This window comes from Oligoflexus tunisiensis, from assembly GCF_001748245.1.
Taxonomy (GTDB): Bacteria; Bdellovibrionota_B; Oligoflexia; order Oligoflexales; family Oligoflexaceae; genus Oligoflexus; species Oligoflexus tunisiensis.
This window is the reverse complement of sequence record NZ_BDFO01000001.1, coordinates 2,564,479-2,582,212: the sequence shown is the minus strand read 5'-3', so window position 1 is coordinate 2,582,212 and position 17,734 is coordinate 2,564,479. Positions and strand designations below refer to the sequence as shown.

Genomic DNA, 17,734 nt, shown 5'->3' with positions numbered 1-17,734 from the left:
TTACTCCTTATCGCATTTACGAAAAGCAAAGCGACAGACATTGCCGCCTCGAATGATGCATTCCTGATGATCGACCTTCAGCCCCGAGAATTTCTCAAGGAGTTCAATGTCGAACTGGCAAACTTCCGGATATTCGCGCGCTAAATTGTGGTAGACGCAGTTATGAGCTTCAATGCTCGGAATTTCACCGGTCGGATCAGCTGAGACAACAGCTTCATAGGACAACTCATTCATGATCGTGACGATCGCCTCCGTGCGCCCTTGTCCGCTCGATCCGTGGACACGCGTCTTCATTTGCGAGACGATGCCGCGCGCGATCTCGCGCAAACGGTTGGCCAGGCCCTCGCTGCCGAATTCGGCCCTCAGTCCCCCAAGCAGCAGGCTTGAAAACCATGAATATTGTTTCGGAAAGAGTTCGACGCCGCGTTCCGTGAGTCGAAATCCACGTCCCGGTCGTCCGCGCGTCACGACGCGCAGGGGACCTCGGTCGACATAGCCTCCCTGCTCGAGAGCGACCAAATGCTGTTTGACGGCTGTCCGGGTGATCGACAATCGGCTGGCGAGTTCATCGATCGTAAGCCCCGACTTATGCGCATGCAGGGCGCGCAGGAGAAGCTGCTGTCGCTCACCAAATGTTTCCAGCATAGTCACCTCCTCATGACGAACGGTTTCCAAACTTCCCTCAGATCCCGCTGATCTTCAGGAGATCATGCAATTCCCTTCGAAGCTCCGGGTCATCCTTAAAGGCACCGGCCATGGAAGTCGTAACCGTCCGACTCGCCTGCTTTTCAACCCCTCGCATCATCACACACATATGATAGGCCTCGATGATGACGGCCGCTCCGCGTGGCGCGATCCTCTCCATGAGTTCCTGGGCGATTTGCTGCGAGAGTCTCTCCTGGATCTGAAGGCGCTGTGCGAAAGCATCGACGATGCGAGGTATTTTGGAAAGGCCAATTACCTTGTCACTGGGCAGGTATGCGACATGAGCCTTGCCATAGAAGGGCAGCATATGATGCTCGCACAACGAAAAAAGTTCAATATCACGTACCAGGACCATCCCGCTGTCCGTCTGCGAAAAGACAGCTTCGTTTGTAATCTTGCCGAAATCGGCCCGGTATCCGCTGGTCAGGTCAAGCATGGCGGTTGCGAAGCGCATCGGTGTCTTGACGAGGCCTTCGCGGTCAGGATCTTCCCCGAGCAGGATGAGCACAGAACGGATGTGATGCGCGATCTCCTCTTCAACGGAACCCGAGACCTGCGAAAAATTTCGATTGGACTGGCAAGAACCCATAGATGAACTCCCATGAGGGGTCGCACGCTTGATGCTTATCGCGACCAATGACCTCTTATCGGTATTTTATATATTTAACATAGAAATATGTCAAAAATATATTAACTAATTGATATCCCATGATTTATTTTTTTGAAGGATGGGTCGAAATACCAATAGCGGGCGATTTTGCTCTGGCGTCATGTTCCGGATGATCGGTTTGAAGAATGAGATAGAGAGGAAGAAGAAGATGGCGTCCCCAAGGGGATTCGAACCCCTGTTACCGCCGTGAAAGGGCGGTGTCCTGGGCCAGCTAGACGATGGGGACAGGACTTGCAGATCGTTGGGAGTGACAAGTGAGCCCTGCTGGATTCGAACCAGCGACCCGCACATTAAAAGTGTGCTGCTCTACCAACTGAGCTAAGAGCCCTTTTTTCACTTTTCCGCTCCCGCGGAGAGCCCCTTGTTTACGTAATTTAGAATTTTGGGTCAACTTCTTTTTCTCATCGTGCCTTACAGAGATTTCCCAGCATTCCATTCGTAAAAATAATGACTATCAAATCAAGACGATAAACCCTAAATAGCACCCCGGCATAAGGATTCCCGTAACCAAGCCGATCTGTCTTAGGCAGCCCCTATCAAGAGTAGAGGTCATGGCAGAAAATAAATACGTCATATCAAAAGCTGTTCGCGACAAATTTAAGGTTACGCCCATAACAGATGCGGACCTGAAGAAGTTTTCCAATCTGAGTCTTGAGCTCTTCACTTACCTCAAGGAAGTCAAGGCTCTCGACTTCAAGGTTTACTTCCGTGTTGATATGGAAATGATTGAATTCATCACGCCAAGGAATTTTGCGGAAGACCTGGTGGAAGCCATCATTTCCGCTCGTAATAAAGAGTACAGCAACCTCGACATTTGCGTGGAGCGCAAGGATTATCCGAAATTCGAATTGCTGATCCAGAATATTCGGCAAAGGAAAATCGAAAATCTTCTGAAAAAGGATCCCAACCTCGATCGCAAAACGATCGAAGTCTTTGGTGATCTCAGCCAGGCCAGCCAGATGATAGTCCGTGGTGGCATCAATAAAACCGTCGCTCAAAAAGCCCAGATGGCCGCAAGTCGCCTCATCGACAACCTGCTCGACAGTGAAGTGGCGGTCGGCACCCTATCTCGCATGATTCTTGCGGATGAAACACTTTATGATCACAGTGCAGCTGTTGCGATGATCGCCGGCATCATTGCCCGCAACCTGCTTGGCAAGAGCAAGGACGAGGCGGAGCAGATTGCCCGCTCAGGTCTCTATCATGATGTCGGGAAAACCTGCGTTCCCGGCCACATTCTGAACAAGCCAGGCAAATTCACACCTGAGGAGTTCGAGATCATCAAAGGCCATACCTCACTCGGCTATGATGAATTGAAAAAAGCCATGGCCAATGGCGCTCCCATCGAGGAGCAGGTGGCCCTGGTGGCCCTTGAGCATCATGAAAAATTCAAGGGTGGCGGCTACCCGATGGGCAAGTCAGGCCGCCTGGAAGAAAAGTTGGACGGCATCCATGAATACGCGCGGATCGTGACGATTGCCGACGTTTATTCAGCGCTTCTGATGAAGCGTGTGTACAAGGAAGCCTATGACCAGGAAAAGTCACTGACCCTGATGCGCTCCTTCGCGCCGAATGACTATGATCCAGCGATCTGGGACAAGTTTGAAAAAAGCGTCACCCAATCGATCGATTACTATGCAGCGATCGAAAAGGCCAGTGATACCAGAAAGGATCACGGTCGCATCATCGTCATCGATGAAAACGGCAAACGCACCACCATCGGTCAAAAGAACAAATCCGCTTGAACTTCACTGATTTATCCTTAAAGAAATAAAGCTCGGCTTCCGGCCGGGAAATTCCTTCTTGAGAAATCCCGTCTTATGAATCCTTACGGAACGCTTTCAGCTCTGCAGAATCATTTTCAAATCTCCTGAAGGGAAAGGAAAGGATTCATTTCTCAAGAAAACTAACCATGACGCCCGATGCCTCTTTAGGTTTTGGCGGGAGTCCCCCAAACCCTCTTGGAGGAATGAATATGCAGCCTACAACTCGTTCAGCTCGACTTGCGGTCGGCCTCTGCTTGATCGCAGCCGGCTGCTCGGATGAAGCACAATTTACAACCGGATCCGGTCCTGTGACCGCTACCGTTGGTACAAGTTCCACAACAGCAGACGCCATAGCTGAAGACAGTGATCTGGTACCGGAAACGGAAGTTCCTGATTCCCTGAACGGTGACGCGCCCCAGGTGGCTGACACCGCACTGGATCCCAGTGAAATCATCGCAGGGCAGACGGGAGCAGCCGATCAGACGGTCGTCGATCAGTTCCAGGCTCTTTGTAGTCAAGGCACGAAGAAAACCGTCACCCAAAAGATTCGTTTCCCGGAAACGAAGAACTGCCGCTTTGGATCAGCAGGCAACCTGGCTCGCAAGGACGCCTATTTGCAGGCCATGGAAGCGCAAACCACATCCATTACCTTGCCGGGAAAAGCTCAGCTCTGTGGAGTTTCCGTCAACTCGGAAGTCAGCACCATTCAGTATGATGACTTCATGATTTTGACTTTGAATGGTTACGTTCTTCTGAGCAGCAACAGCAGGATACTGGAAGGTTTGGAAGGCAGCGCGGATACCGCCTACAAATGGGACTTCAGTAGGATTCGCGGCGTGCCCGTGGATTTCGACAGCTCATCCTACTGCATGGGTATGAATGCATCACTTTGCACGGTTCCTGTAACTGACACACCGGGCCAGTTCCAATTCAAGGTTGATCCCACCAGCCTGATCCACCTTGCTGATCAGGTGGTGGAAAATCATACTCTTAATTTCGCATTGGTGGCGACAGGTGACAATGATGATCAGGACTGTTGGCACACCGAATTAAATTTGGACTTCACGCTTCAGTATGTCGAGGCTCCGTGAGCCTCGGCAGTTTTCTCAGCGACCCAGGCCAGGGATCTTTACCTTGCTCTTGACCTTATCCTTGGCCTTTTCCTCCTGCTTCTTCTTCTCCTCATTCAGCTTCTGCTCAGCCTCAGCTTTTTTATTATTAACCGTGGCCTGCAGCTGATCCTTTTGTGCATCAAGCTGCGATTTCGTTCCATCTGCCTCCTGCTGGACGGGATTCACCTGACCTTCCCAGACTTTGAGCTGGTCCCGCATGCGGGCTTCAAGTTTGGCCTTTTCCTCGGCCATGCGCCTATCGAGCTCCTGCTTCAATTGATCCTGCATAGCAGCGATCTCCTTGCTCAGCGCCTGCCGCAAAGCCTGGCGAAGCTGATCGACCAAATTCGAGGTCACGGTCCACCGAAGACCCTGCCACGGCCCTTCCGCTTTGGCTGCGATTTGGACCTCGGTCATCGGCCCAAAGACTCCATCCAGGAGTGTTTTCACCCGCTCCGTCTGCGATTCCACTTTCCAGCTGAGCTGCTTCAGGAGGGAATTCAATTCCAACTCCACCTGATCGCCTTGCAGGACAAAGTTCATTTGCAGGCTTCCCTGGGCTTTATAAAAACCGAGAGCATAATCCGGCGACTGATTCAGCATGCGCTCCGCAACCGGAAAGGAGGCGATCGCCATGTTGATCGCATCGCGCGCATGCCCCTGCCGATGATCCAGCGTGGCCTCCGCTTTCAGACCCTGGATGCCCAACTGCTGAAAGCTGCCTTCCAAAAGCATCTGAGTTGGTTGGGCAACCAAAGCGGGAGCGCTGCTCAGGTCCGTGATCTTGCCGAGCACATCCCCAAGGGGGCCATCGCCGGTTTCCTTCGATGTGATCTGCATTTTTTTCAACCAGAAGCCGGGCAGGCCATTGCGGTCGGGAAAGCTCACGTCGGTCCCGGCCAGGCGCAAGACTTTCCCAGGGGCCGGCTTTTCCTTGCTTTCCAGATAGGGTTTTACCTTGGCGTAATAGACCTCGAAAACTTTGATATAGCGTTTGATTTCGGGTCCGCAGATTTCCTCGGCCAGGTTTTTGAAATCCAGATCGGGCAGCTTGAGCTTCTGGCTCAGAACCGCAATATCCTGCTTGACCAGATCATCCAGGAACCTGATGCGGTTGGTGATTTGTCCACTTTCGTTTTTCAACTGCTGGGCCACCCACTCCACCTTATCAGCCTGCGCCTGCGCCTTGCCCTTTAACCCATCAATGGCCGCCAGAGTCGCCTGAATTTGTGCAGGATCCTGGGGTGGTTTGATCGCGTTGGCTTCGGCCTTGATGGCCTGAAAGTCCGTAGGTTTAGGCAGCGTCGCCAGCATCCCTTGCATCATCTGCTGGCGGTTGCTCCAGTCGCCTTCGATCTGGCGAATCGCCTGGCGCGAAGGGAGATCATCCCAGTTGATATCCTTGAGTGGGTTGGTGAGCCCCTGGTCTTTAAGAACGCTCATGGCATTGGCGACAGCTTCATCCTTGATCGGATTCAGCAGCTCCTTGGACGTGTCCGCAGCTTCAGGCTCCTCAGGTTCCGACGGAGGCGGTGGCAGAACGCGACCGGGTTTGCTACGTTTGGAGAGGATTTGAATATCCTGCATGGTGCCGTCTTCCACAATGAGCTTGCCGCGCAGGAGTCCATCGGAGCCAAGGTCAAAACGCATCTTGCCCACTTCCAGGCGGTTGAGCTCCGGTGCCTCGGGATCGGTGAGCTGCACCTTTTGCAATTCGACATAAAATCCGCTGAGACTGGTCTTAAGACTTCCGATATTCACTTCTGCGCCGTTCGCATCGGTGGCCAGTTTTTCCAGCACCCAGCGCAGCTGCTGGTCGAGCAGGAGGAAGGTATAGAGCACCAGAGCCAGGATGCCAACCGCCAGGGGAACACCGAACTTCCAACGAATCAGACCGCCGTAAGATTTCATCTTCTTCACCTCAAGTGTTCAGGCCCGCAACGAGCGGCGAATGGTCAAACTCAAAACAATCCAGACCGGCATCAGGGCAAAGGCCAGCACCGTGGCCCCCATGACCATGGAATTGTTAAAGCGGGTCCAGGGCAGCACGGGGGCATTGTACATTTGCGTCCAAAGCCCTTTTAAAGCGGGCTCCCGCAAAACCATCAGTCCCAGCGCATCAATGCCGATATCCGCCCCCACCATGCCCAGTGCCCAGCATGTGGCTGTCACGATCACCAGAAAAACAAGGGGCAGGCGGACGATACAGAGGCTCAGAAGCAGCAGAATCAGGTGGATACTGGCAAGGCCAGGGGAAAAGCCCAGCCAGCTGCCATAAATAAACGTCAAAACCAACTGAATGAACGAAACGCCGTTCGGAATAATTAAACTCCGACCAGGAAAGGAAAGCGCCATCCCTTTTGCTCCTGTAATGCTTGGAATATTTGACAGGATATCAAGGTAACATACGGTTTCCAATGCCCAAAGCATAAAACACGAAAATCGTCCGAAAATTCAAGAGTTTCGGCTCCGGTCCTTCAGCCGGAAAACAGTCTCAAGTTTCCGGGATTTTGTGCCGATACCAAGGTTCAACGTGGAACTAACTGATGACAGCCCCGATCAGAGGATGAGAATGAGCTGTAAAATCCTTATTGTCAGCACGCTTCTTATATCTGTGCTGACGGCTTGTGGCGATCCGGAACCTGTTTCCACGGGAACCAAGGCGCCTGGAATCGCCCGCGCCGCGGCCAACCAAAACGCTACTCCTATAACGGGCGACGCCACCAAAGGGCAGACCGCTCTGACGACCAATTGCAATATCTGTCACGGCACGCCTGCGGCTCATAAACTGAACAAGGCAGATGTGCCTCTTGTCGATGCGGCCGGAACGAAGTCCTATCACAGTACCGTGGCCGCAGCGTTCACGGCCAGTGGTTCCGATATCAAAGCTTATTTGGTAACGCAGTGAAATCAACGAGGGGGCGAGATAAAATGAAAGTTCTAGGTCTGGTCGGTATTCTGTTGGTGACGGCGGCTTGTAACAACACAGCGCCGACCGCGACGACTTACAAGGAGCAGCTTGGTGCGCCCGCTGCGGTGGCTGGAAACAATAATACGGGCAATGCTAACGGTGGTGCCGTTGATCCTGCTGCAGGGCAGGCTGCGCTGGCGGCGTCTTGCGCAAGTTGTCACGTTGAAGGTGGAGTGGGTCGCGTTCTCACTGCAAATGAAGCTGACTCAATCGCAAAAAGCGGGCCGGTAACATCTCAGCCTTCCTTTCATACTTCGCTGAGTGATACGTTTGCAAAGGACGGCGCTAACATGGCCGCCTATCTTAAAGGTGGTGCTACTGGTGGCGGCGATGCACCTGCCGCAGGGGCTGGCGACGCAGCCAAAGGCAACGCACTGCTGACTGGCACTTGTGGAGCATGCCATGGAGTGAGTGCTGTTGCTCTCGATTCTTTTGCAAATTTGGAAGGGCAAGATCAAGATACAGCTGCACACCATCCAGCCAATATTCGGACAGCAATTAAAGATAATCGCGCAGATCTCGAGGCTGCAATAAAAGCCCTCCCCTAACACATCAGCACATTAAGTCTGGCCTATGGCCAGACTTTTCCTATGAAATTTCAGACGATTAGCATTAAAATTTAACACTTGACCAACATTTCAATTTGACGTAGTAATAGGGCGTATTTTTGACCTCATTGAGGGAAATATGCTCTACCGAATGTTACACCTTATAATCCTTCCCCTTTTCATCCTGGCCTGTGAAGCCCTGAAAAATCGGACAGATCATATCGCCATTGAATGCGGCATACCTCAGGACAGTGTCGGTCAAAACAGTTACATTAAGCTCCTGCGTTCTTCAGACACCGGATATGTAAATTCGGATCTTCCATCAATAAAAGTGCGATTCCTCCAGGACAAGGGTGAAGATCAGCCGATTGCGATGACGCCGCGGGCCTGCCTGCAAAAGCCCAGCGAAGCAGGACTTCTCCAAGTCGTAGACACACGAAATGGCGAGTCGTTAACCAAACGTATCGAGCCAACGACAAACTCAAGAAATCTGCTCGCGCTGAATCTTTCTCCGAAACCGGAATTTCAGGCGTTCCTCGCCTGTCCCGACGAAGGAATCTTCGCATCAGAAACTCTAAAACAGCCACTCTTTGTCAACACCTCTGAAGTCGCCGGCCTTGATATCCGCCTCGACCTCTTTACACATGAAAACAACTTGATCAAAACTTTATTTCGCAAACCGATGGGGCAGACAGATCTCGGTTTTCCTGACAGCATAGACATACGCGATGTCAGCGAAGGCTCCTATCTTCTCAAGATTTATGGACATCATATTTCCGATGGAATCGACAGCCGCCCGCTCCTATTATCATCAGAGAAAATTTGCAAATTCCATATCCTCCGTGGAGAGGTCTATGTCAGTGGACTGGACGCAAGCACCAAACAATTGGTCTTTCCCCCACGCGCAAGGTTACCTTGGGGCATCCAGAACTCCTTTGAAAAGCTCTTTGCCTGTCGAGAATCCCGTTCGAAATCAAACCTCGCAATGTCTTTAAACCGCGAAACATGTCAGCCTCAAAATGCCTGCTCAGACCCCGCCAACTTCAAGGAAGTATCGCAGATTAGTACCGAGAGCAGCACAGGGATTTTTGACTATTTTGTCTACGTCGAAAACAAGGCAGGAAAAAGAAGCTCGCTTTCGTGTCAAACCGTTATTGTTTCGGACACACCACCGACCTTGGCCGTTACCTGGGCCCACGACGATCTGAAAAAGCCCGGATCCATCCTGCGCCAACCGTATGCAATTTTGAGGGCTGATATTGAGACGTCTCATAATCTGCTCTCAAATCCAGAAATTGAAATCAATTTGCAATGCAAAGTTGACTTTGAAATAAAAGGCGAGAACACATACTCGGAAAACAAGGTCCTCTGCACGGAAGGACGCTGCGAAGGAAAATCGCTCGCTGACTTTGTACCTTGTGACAAACATGTTGCTTTTACTCTAGTCGATGTTCTTAATCAGCCTATGGTTCTTTCATCGCGCTTACGTTTGACTGTCCGGAGTACAGACGGTGCTGGGCACACTGCCGAAGGTCAGGCTTCAGTCTGGATCAATCAGTCTACTTGGGTGAAAGATATTTTTGACTTCACTATCGACGATACCCCATTAAGTCTTATCAAATTTCGGGCGGACCCTTCTGGTGACTTGCTTGGAACCTTCAGTGGAAGCGCCTCCAATGAATTGGCTACCTTCGTCTCAGGCCGTTGGATAGGTTTAAAACCTGACGAGCGCAATGCTTTCAAGTACCACATCGCTACTGCTCTTGATGGCTCACTACGAATAGCGCGTCTTCTCCGCTACGACGATAAATTCAAGGTCGATATCTATGGATATAAGTATGTTCAGCTTGTTCCTATTGCGACGACCAGCGATGACAATCTCATACCCACTTGCAGTGACTTTCATATGGGCCCTAACGAAACAGCCTACTGCATGGGTATTAACATTAATCAAATATTTCAACTCATTGGAAACAAATGGGTCCAACTGCCCTTAGCTACTGCTGCAGAAGATCCTGCGATCTCAAGCTATCCTGTTTGGAAGGTCCTCAGCAATGGGAATGTCGCTGCAACGACAGCGAAGGATCTCTTTACATGGGACGGCAGATCCTGGACGAGAACAGCACTTGGTCTCGACATTGGGCCACATTCGAGTCCTGATATTATCGAAGATTTCAAGGGGAGACTCTGGATTTATGTTCTCCCAAGAGAAAAAGATCATGGTCTTTTTAAGGTGGAGTTGAGCAAGCTTGTTCATTATCCATCCCCAGCGCCTCTTCCCAAGTTCAACATTGGACAATTGGACGCCAATGAGTTCATAAAGCCTACTCATTTTGTGGCCGATATGCATATTTTTAGTTTCAGTACTGATCAATGGGAGACCATGGCTTACCCGTTAAAATTTCTTGCTGATATGAGCAGCAGAAATTCAATCATGAATAACCTCAACCAAACTTTCGTGCTTTTAGAAGATAAGGGATTCATTGAAAAGACAAATGAGTTACTTTACTGGCCAGTTAAAAGTTTTGGCATGTCTACAAAGCTCTTGTGGAATTCTGCTGTGCGGGTAGGAGATTCCTTATATTTTATCGAAGAAAGCTTGAGCAAACACAGACTTTCTCGTATAAGACCAACCTTCATTTCGTCTTTTGATTCAAGTATGACTGGCTCCAGTGAAGGACACATCAACGGGGCTTGGTCCAATGCTGAAGGTAAGACCGTCCTTAACTTTTCTGACGGAACACAATTGAAAATTCATGAGGATCATATTGAGAAATTAAGAGCTCCGGCCATATTCCAGGAAGCGCTTCAAGTGACAGCATTGGCGTCAGACAGATTTTGCGTCTCAAGCATGTCTGGACTCTGGTTATATAATGCAAAATCGGGGCAGTCTCTGAACTTTGCAACAGATTTAGGTACGGGTCGGCTGTGGCATTGTACTGAAGATGCATTGGGGCATCTTTGGTGGTTTGATTTCGTTGACAATACCGTGAACATTTTTAATGGGCAAGGCGCTTACGCACTGGACTTTCAGTTTTCTGAAGGCGAGAAAATTCTTTCATTGAATTCTATTGCAAACAAGTCAAAACTACTGATAGCGACCAACCAAAGGATAATTATCTTTGACCTGAATGAAAAAGTAAGTAAGGTCATATCTCTTCAGGAAATTGCAAGTACTTTGCCCGCTGTAAGTATCAAATTCGTCGTCAAGTTGAACGATTCTGAAATTCTTCTTGAAACATTGAATAATACAAATCAACGGCTGTTTTTTAGCGTCAACCTTGAAACCACAGTTTCAACGCCGGAGACTGAGTTTAAGAAGATCAATGGCGAGTTCGGAATTTCTCGATCAGCACAATGGCAGGATAAATCCTATATCTTAACCAGCGGCCCACGTGCAGTTATCATACAAAGAGCCAATGGCAAATGGAAGAAGCTTGGCAATCTAAACGATTTCAAGCACATTTCACCGCAAAAAGAAATCAAACCCTGGTGGTTCACAGTCGACAACTTCGACCGCATCTGGTTCGTTACTAACGGCTCCCCCTACAAACTCGGCCGCCTCGACCCCGAATGGGTCCCCTAATTCCAAAGGGCCCCAAAGGGCCCCTTCCCTAAAACGCCCCACTCAACGGCATCGACGGCCACACGGCCGAGCCCATCAACCCCTTCTGAATCAACGCTAGCTTCCCAACCGCCTCAATCAAATACTCCTTCTGCACCGGCTTGGGAAAAAACGCCTGGTACCCTTCTTCAAAACTCCGTTGCATCGCCTCCGCATTGGAATAAGCCGAGACAGCAATCGCCGGCACAAATCCCCCTTTATCAACGGAATGAGCTGCACGGAACTTACGAATCAGATCGAACCCGTCCTGCTGGGGCATGGCGAGATCACTCAAAATCAAATTGGGATGAAAACTATCCATCAATTCGAAAGCCTCGGGAACCGAAGTCGTCCACCTGACGTGGGCACCGGCATTGATGAGCATGCGGGCCAGGAACAAGGCTGCGTCTCCGTCATCGTCCACGACGAGGATACGGAGGCCTTTGATGCTGCCTGGCTGTTCGTCATCCATGCTTCCTGGGTTGACGTTAACGTCGGCAAATCCTGATTCATCTTTGAATTTGGAAATCTTTTTCATGTGAACTCTCGCTTGAACGTGGATTAACGATCATGAGCCCCCTCCCTAAGGAATAAAGCCTGCGATGTCACATGGCAAATGTTTGACGCGATTTATGTACTAAAAACTACCGGAGTGAACAGTTGTTTCGGTAATTTGTGCGGCCATAAGTCCAACCTGAACAGGTTCATAACCTTCAAACCGATTGCATTCGAGAGTACAGAGCGTTTTGTTGCGAACTTGTCAACTCAAGCGTAAGCATCATCACGGTTAAATTTCCAGGATGCAATCCAGCAAAACCGTTCCAAACTGGTTCCGTGGTGAATCCATCGAATGGAGCACCGAGGCCAACGCCGCATCACGACTCTCCCCTGCTTCGCTGTCCACCACCAGTGCGCTCGCGGTTAAATTCCGCCCACCCTGATTCCAGACCTCCATCAGACCATGCCCAAAGACTTCAAACTGAGCCCGTCGCGAAACCAAATAAGCCAGCTTTCCCTCACTATCTAGACTCCGCAGCAGCGACCGCACGGCCTGCGCGTCTTCATCAGCCCCTATAAAATACGCGACACCACCTTCATCAAAACGCGTGAGCGCATCGGTCAAATCATTGCGCAGATTGCCCGTCAGAGCCGGAGGAGTTTCCAAATACGAACGATAGGCTCGCTCATGCAGAGCATATTTCGCGCGTGGAAACTGCAGCCATACGAGCGAATTAAAATAGTCATGAAGATTCCGCTCGCGCAAAGGGATCTGATGATCCTCGATAATGGAACTCTCATAGCGCCGCAGCGTCGGTCGCCCGGCCTCGCGTTTGTGTTTGGTGAGATTGCGTTTGCGTCGCTGCCCGATTTTCACTTCCGGAAACAGGCGCAAGGGATGCGGAAGATTTTGAAAGAAGGGCTGCGCATCGAATTTTTCCTGCCAGTATCCAACATCCGGCCAGTCCTCCTGTCCAAGGACCTCGGGGACAGGCGCCCACAAACGGCAGAGGCGCGGATGCTCGGCCATGAGACGCAGGCTCTGGACTGGATAAAACAATCGGGCTCACTCCATGCTCGGAAAGCCAAGAATTAACATAAAAGAAGCCCGCGGTTCAAAAGAAACCGCGGGCTTTTTTGTGTTGGAATGTCATCTTGTCTCTGTTGCCCCGACCTTGCCACTGCTTGCTCAGCGTCAGGGGGGTCGAGCATCATTCACATTATTTTTATAAACCGTTGGGGCCCCCGTCTCCAGGTTAAAAGAACGATCTGTTCTGTGAGGACTGCGGCGGGTGAACATGTTGATTCCTATGGACATAATCACTTGTGGCGTGGAAGAAAGCGCGGAGGTTATCCACAGGCCCGGTGGAAAAGTCCCCCAGCCCCCCTCGGAAGACGGTGCGCAGCAAGACTTTGCCCGAGTTGCGTATTTTTTGAACAGGGCAGGCTTCGGGCCGGTTTTATGACACAAATGAGGAATTCCTAATGACAGCCTCGTCCAGGTTGGATAGGAAAGTTACCTTACGCTCACAGGAAGAATGTCATGGATGCTTTTCAACAACGTTTCAATGGAATCGCGCGTCTTTATGGTGAGGTCGCGCTTGAACGCTTTCGTCAGGCTCACGTGGCCGTGGTGGGTGTCGGCGGCGTGGGGTCATGGGCCGCAGAAGCCCTGGCACGCACTGGCGTGGGTCGTTTGACCCTGATCGACCTGGATGAAGTCTGCATCAGCAATACCAACCGGCAGCTTCATACCCTGACGCCAACCATTGGACGAAGCAAGGTCCAGGTGATGGCCGAACGGCTGCGGTCCATCAATCCCGAACTCGATGTGCACGCTGTCGATGATTTTTTTACGAGCAGCACCGCCACGCAACTTCTGAATCAAGGCTACGATGGGCTGGTGGATGCGATCGATAGCCTGAAAAACAAGTGCCTCCTGATCGCGCGCTGTCAGCAGCTGCGTATTCCCCTGGTGACCGTCGGGGGTGCCGGCGGACGCCGTAATCCAACCAAAATCCAGGTCGCCGACCTCGCCGCTACCAGCAATGATGGCCTTCTGCGACAGGTCCGCCGTGAGCTGCGGCAGGAATATAAATTTCCCAAGGACGGACCATTTCAAATTCCAGCTGTCTTCAGTACCGAGGCGCCCGTCTTCCCCACGCCCGAGGGCGGCATCTGCAATAAACCTCAGCCCGGGCAAAGCGGCAAAGGCGGCTGCGAACAGGGCTATGGCGCTGCGAGCTTTGTCACCGGCACCTTCGGTTTCGCCGCGGCATCGGTCATGCTTGATGAGCTGCTCCGCACTCCCGCCTCCTGAATCTGGCCTGGCTCCTGCAATGGATTCGTTATTAGGGCCACGCGCCCTGCTTACGCAGCTGGTAAGAAGCGATGGAATCTGGATTTTCTCAAAGCTGTAATCGCGCAACCGAAATCACTGGATAAGCAAAAACTTCTTTAATATCAGGATCATGACCCAGAATTGGCCGCTATCCACGAAGGCCATGGCTTGCCATCAGGTTCGTGCCAGTGTTTTTTTTAAATCATTCTCACTTATTAAAGTTCAGTAAACCCATAAGACTGAATTCGACCGGCAATTCCTGATCATCCTCCACCCCCAGCCAATAACATTTTTCTTAATAATTACAATATATTAAGTAACGTCCTCCTCCCGGCCTCATCCTTGCAAAAATGGTACGGCACCCTCAACGGTAGGAGGTCTCTCCCATGCTTCGCCCCATGCACGCTTCGATCCTCGTGATCTGTGGTCTGCTCAGCTTTGCCTGCGCGGATGAAAAGAACCCCTATAAGAATCGTTATGAAACGCAAGGCAGCACTGCGGGCACACCTGGTGCCGCAACCGGCACTGTCAACGCTTCGGCGGATGCCTCCGGAACCCCGGCCACCCAGGTGAGCGAAGCCGATACCAAAACCGCAGCCGATACGGATGATATAGCCAAGGAAAGCCTTTCCGCAGTTCAAATGATCTGTGGCAATCAACCGAGTCTCGCGAAATACGCGGCTGAGATGGCTGTTCTCTGCGTGAATGGTCAACCCTCCCAGGCCTTTGCCAACGCGTTGGCCGCTCCCTATAAAGGCGGCGCCAACCCACCTTTGGTGATCGTGAAGTCGGTGGATAACAACGGCATAAGTGAATTTATTTTGCTGGCGGTGCTGGAAGTTCCTAAACCGATCGCCGATGTCTTTGCCAAACGTGATCTCACTCACAAGGGAACCATCACAGAGGGCAATGCCACCGTCACGCAAACTGAGTTGTCCGCCACGCCAGGTAATGGCGCCGATCAACTCGGCAGCTACGATGTGCAATTCGATTTGAATGTGCGGGTCGGTATTATCAACGTCGCCGACACCCGCATTCTGCAGCAGGATTTTGTCAGTCTGAACGCTGATAAATCCCTGATCGCTTCGATGAGCTATCTGAAGCCCGGTGCTGCGGATAACGCTGACAATATCCTGGCCACCGCCGTTTCCTTTTGGATTGGGGAAGGCGCAAACACCAAGCTCGTTTCCGTCAATCATCAGATGACCGATAACCGTGGACAGGCGGCCACCGCCGAGCAAACCGTGACGACCCTCGGTCGCCGCACCATGACGGAATCCTACAACACGTTCTCCCAGTAACCGTTGACACAGGGGATCGGCGATGCGCAGGCTGCGGGCAGGCTTTCTGAAAATAGTGACAGGGATCGGCCTCATGCTGACATGCGGGTCCCTTCCGGCCCTGGCCAACGATATCTTCGACTATCAGGGCCCTTATACGCACGCGTCCGGTGGCGCCGGGGTGATCATGAGCCGCAGCGGTGCCGCCGTGCTGCATAATCCCGCGAACCTCTGGGCCAGTCCCACCACCGATGCCTATGTGGACTTTGCCCCCACCAATCTTAAATACGAGGTCACCACACCCAGCACGACGGTTAAACCGGGAACGATCAATGTTCCGATCCTGCCGCTCACTTCGGTCGGCGGCAGTTATAAAAATCAAACAGGACCCTTGAGCTTTGGTTATATGTTCGTGCCGACCGGTATTGGCAGCAGTGTCAAGGTCGAGGATTTCCCCATTTCCGTGAATGGCCAGTATCAAAGCGCCAACATCAATTCCACGCAGAAGGGTTTTCGCTTTGGCATCGGCTCCGCGTACAAAGTCATGTCCAACCTTTGCCTGGGCTTTAGCATTCTGAACAACACCAGCAGCAACACCACCAAAATCAGCGTCGGCGGTCAGGATTTCCTGGAGCTGCAGAATACCTCAAGCTCGATGCATCTGGCCGTGGGAGCACGCTATGAAATCGAATCCCTGGGCACGCTCGGCTTGATTTTCCGCCCCTCGACCGATATGCATTACACGTTGAAGATCAAGGCGCTCGGCTCCGACACACAAAGTTTTTATCGGCGCGATTACCGACCGACCCTATACGGGGCTGGTCTGCTTAGCAAGCCTCTGGGACGTTTTGAACCTTACGCGCAATATTCCTATGAACGCTGGACGCCGGCCACTCTTTATGCTCAGGCACCGACCCAGGCTGTGAATGGCGCGCTACCCGTGGAGTATCTCAATACTCATAGCTATGTGCTGGGTTCGCGCTATGCGCTGCAGGCCCATCGTCATCTTTCCTTCGCCTATAGCCACTATACAAAAAACAAGGGCGCCGGTATCATGGATGGCTCCGGGCAGGTCCTCATGCAGGGACGTGGTGCCCAGGATTTCGAAGCCCTGGACCGCACGCATTATACCGCAGGCCTGGAATGGAACACCAAACCCGCTGATTGGCTGATTTATGGCAGTTACATACACGGCACTGCGGAAAGTCCTGAGAACACGCCAAGCGCCGGTTTCTATGAATTGACCGCGCTCATGGTCGGCCTCGGCTATGTGAGCAAGTAGCCGTCTGTAACGATCGACGGACTTGCGGGACTGTCGTAAAAAGTTCAGAATGAGTTCCTGTTGCGGAAGGAACCGAACATGACAGCTCATCGACTTATTTGCGATCTTCAGGGACTCCAGCTCTTTCAGCTGCCGGTTTTGACCGACAATTATATTTATATACTCTATGACAAGCCCAGCCATCAGACGGCGGTCATCGATCCGGCGGTCGCTCAGCCCGTATTGAACTTTTTGGAAAGCCGAGGCTGGTCCCTCGATGTCATCTGGAATACGCACCATCACGGCGATCATGTCGGCGGCAATCTTCAACTGCAGGAACGCTATGGCTGTGCCATCTATGGTTCCGACTATGATCATGATCGCATCCCGGGCATCACGCAAACAGTCAGGGATCAGGAGGAATTTGCCTTTGGATCGTGGCGCGTGGAAGTTTCCTCCACACCAGGGCACACCCTGGGTCACTGCATGTACCATATTCCAGCAGCGGACATACTCTTCTGCGGTGACACACTCTTCGGCCTTGGTTGTGGGCGGCTCTTCGAAGGCACGCCGGAGCAGATGTGGAATAGCCTTCTGAAGATTCGCAGTCTGCCGGGCACCACTCGCATCTGCTGCGCCCATGAATACACGCTCAGCAATGCCCGCTATGCGCAAAGCCTGCCAACCTATTCGCTGGGTCTTCTGAATTACGTGGCCGAATTGCAGACGCTTCGCAACCGTGGCGAGCCCACAGTCCCGACGCAACTCGCGGCAGAAATTGCCTACAATCCCTTTTTACAGGCCGATCAATCGCCCATGCGGGAAGCCATCGATCTCCCGCAGACGCCCCCGGCTCAGGTGTTCGCCTGGCTTCGTACCGGCAAGGATGATTTCAGAGGTTGAAACGCCTTTGGTTCTTTTCTGAAAAATAATCGAAAAGCTCTCTCCTTTTCTGCTGACGGTTTTTGGCATCTTACG

Annotated in this window: 15 protein-coding genes and 2 tRNA genes; 9 read left to right on the top strand and 8 right to left on the bottom strand. The window is 51.7% G+C overall.

Annotated features, from left to right (window positions below):
• From OLTU_RS11180 to OLTU_RS11165, 4 genes are all read right to left on the bottom strand, one after another.
• The gene (locus OLTU_RS11180) at positions 1-645 is read right to left on the bottom strand and encodes a helix-turn-helix transcriptional regulator (RefSeq protein WP_141732840.1); all 645 of its coding nucleotides are present in this window, start codon (positions 643-645) and stop codon (positions 1-3) included.
• Between the two features lie 37 nt (positions 646-682).
• Positions 683-1,234, bottom strand: coding sequence for a GTP cyclohydrolase I FolE (gene folE / locus OLTU_RS11175; RefSeq protein ID WP_439956690.1), 552 nt, complete (start codon positions 1,232-1,234; stop codon positions 683-685).
• Between the two features lie 290 nt (positions 1,235-1,524).
• Positions 1,525-1,601 (bottom strand) — tRNA-Glu (locus OLTU_RS11170).
• 29 nt (positions 1,602-1,630) lie between these two features.
• Positions 1,631-1,703, bottom strand: a tRNA-Lys gene (locus OLTU_RS11165).
• A gap of 223 nt (positions 1,704-1,926) precedes the next feature.
• Here OLTU_RS11165 and OLTU_RS11160 point away from each other — a divergent pair.
• Both OLTU_RS11160 and OLTU_RS11155 read left to right on the top strand, forming a co-directional pair.
• Complete coding sequence (locus OLTU_RS11160; RefSeq protein WP_141732838.1) at positions 1,927-3,120, top strand: HD-GYP domain-containing protein; 1,194 nt, start codon at positions 1,927-1,929, stop codon at positions 3,118-3,120.
• 230 nt (positions 3,121-3,350) lie between these two features.
• Positions 3,351-4,232, top strand: a complete 882-nt coding sequence (locus OLTU_RS11155) for a hypothetical protein (protein WP_141732837.1) — start codon at positions 3,351-3,353, stop codon at positions 4,230-4,232.
• 15 nt (positions 4,233-4,247) lie between these two features.
• Here the strand turns inward: OLTU_RS11155 and OLTU_RS11150 are convergent, their stop codons facing one another.
• Positions 4,248-6,164, bottom strand: a complete 1,917-nt coding sequence (locus OLTU_RS11150; RefSeq protein WP_141732836.1) for a TIGR03545 family protein — start codon at positions 6,162-6,164, stop codon at positions 4,248-4,250.
• A gap of 18 nt (positions 6,165-6,182) precedes the next feature.
• Positions 6,183-6,608 (bottom strand): DUF2062 domain-containing protein, encoded by a 426-nt coding sequence (locus tag OLTU_RS11145; RefSeq protein ID WP_141732835.1) that lies wholly within the window; start codon positions 6,606-6,608, stop codon positions 6,183-6,185.
• A 217-nt stretch (positions 6,609-6,825) separates the two neighbouring features.
• Between OLTU_RS11145 and OLTU_RS11140 the strand changes: the two genes are divergently transcribed.
• From OLTU_RS11140 to OLTU_RS11130, 3 genes are all read left to right on the top strand, one after another.
• The gene (locus tag OLTU_RS11140) at positions 6,826-7,161 is read left to right on the top strand and encodes a hypothetical protein (RefSeq protein ID WP_141732834.1); all 336 of its coding nucleotides are present in this window, start codon (positions 6,826-6,828) and stop codon (positions 7,159-7,161) included.
• Positions 7,162-7,184: 23 nt separating this feature from the next.
• Positions 7,185-7,772 (top strand): c-type cytochrome, encoded by a 588-nt coding sequence (locus tag OLTU_RS11135; protein ID WP_141732833.1) that lies wholly within the window; start codon positions 7,185-7,187, stop codon positions 7,770-7,772.
• A 139-nt stretch (positions 7,773-7,911) separates the two neighbouring features.
• Positions 7,912-11,358: a hypothetical protein gene (locus OLTU_RS11130; RefSeq protein WP_141732832.1), complete on the top strand. Its 3,447-nt coding sequence runs from the start codon at positions 7,912-7,914 to the stop codon at positions 11,356-11,358.
• A 28-nt stretch (positions 11,359-11,386) separates the two neighbouring features.
• Here OLTU_RS11130 and OLTU_RS11125 read toward each other — a convergent pair whose 3' ends face one another.
• Positions 11,387-11,914 (bottom strand): response regulator, encoded by a 528-nt coding sequence (locus tag OLTU_RS11125; RefSeq protein WP_141732831.1) that lies wholly within the window; start codon positions 11,912-11,914, stop codon positions 11,387-11,389.
• A 249-nt stretch (positions 11,915-12,163) separates the two neighbouring features.
• Positions 12,164-12,934 (bottom strand): DUF3025 domain-containing protein, encoded by a 771-nt coding sequence (locus OLTU_RS11120; RefSeq protein WP_141732830.1) that lies wholly within the window; start codon positions 12,932-12,934, stop codon positions 12,164-12,166.
• Positions 12,935-13,417: 483 nt separating this feature from the next.
• Here OLTU_RS11120 and OLTU_RS11115 point away from each other — a divergent pair, with 483 nt between their 5' ends.
• The 4 genes from OLTU_RS11115 (at position 13,418) to gloB (ending at position 17,659) form a co-directional block, all read left to right on the top strand.
• A complete protein-coding gene (locus OLTU_RS11115; protein ID WP_141732829.1) occupies positions 13,418-14,194 on the top strand; it encodes a tRNA threonylcarbamoyladenosine dehydratase in 777 nt (258 codons plus the stop codon).
• Between the two features lie 407 nt (positions 14,195-14,601).
• Positions 14,602-15,516, top strand: a complete 915-nt coding sequence (locus OLTU_RS11110) for a hypothetical protein (RefSeq protein ID WP_141732828.1) — start codon at positions 14,602-14,604, stop codon at positions 15,514-15,516.
• 73 nt (positions 15,517-15,589) lie between these two features.
• On the top strand, positions 15,590-16,777 hold the full coding sequence (locus tag OLTU_RS11105) for a hypothetical protein (protein ID WP_218109977.1): 1,188 nt from the start codon (positions 15,590-15,592) through the stop codon (positions 16,775-16,777).
• A 78-nt stretch (positions 16,778-16,855) separates the two neighbouring features.
• Positions 16,856-17,659 carry a hydroxyacylglutathione hydrolase gene (gloB, locus tag OLTU_RS11100; protein WP_141732826.1) on the top strand — a complete coding sequence of 268 codons (804 nt, stop codon included), beginning with the start codon at positions 16,856-16,858 and terminating at the stop codon, positions 17,657-17,659.
• Positions 17,660-17,734 lie beyond the last annotated feature (75 nt).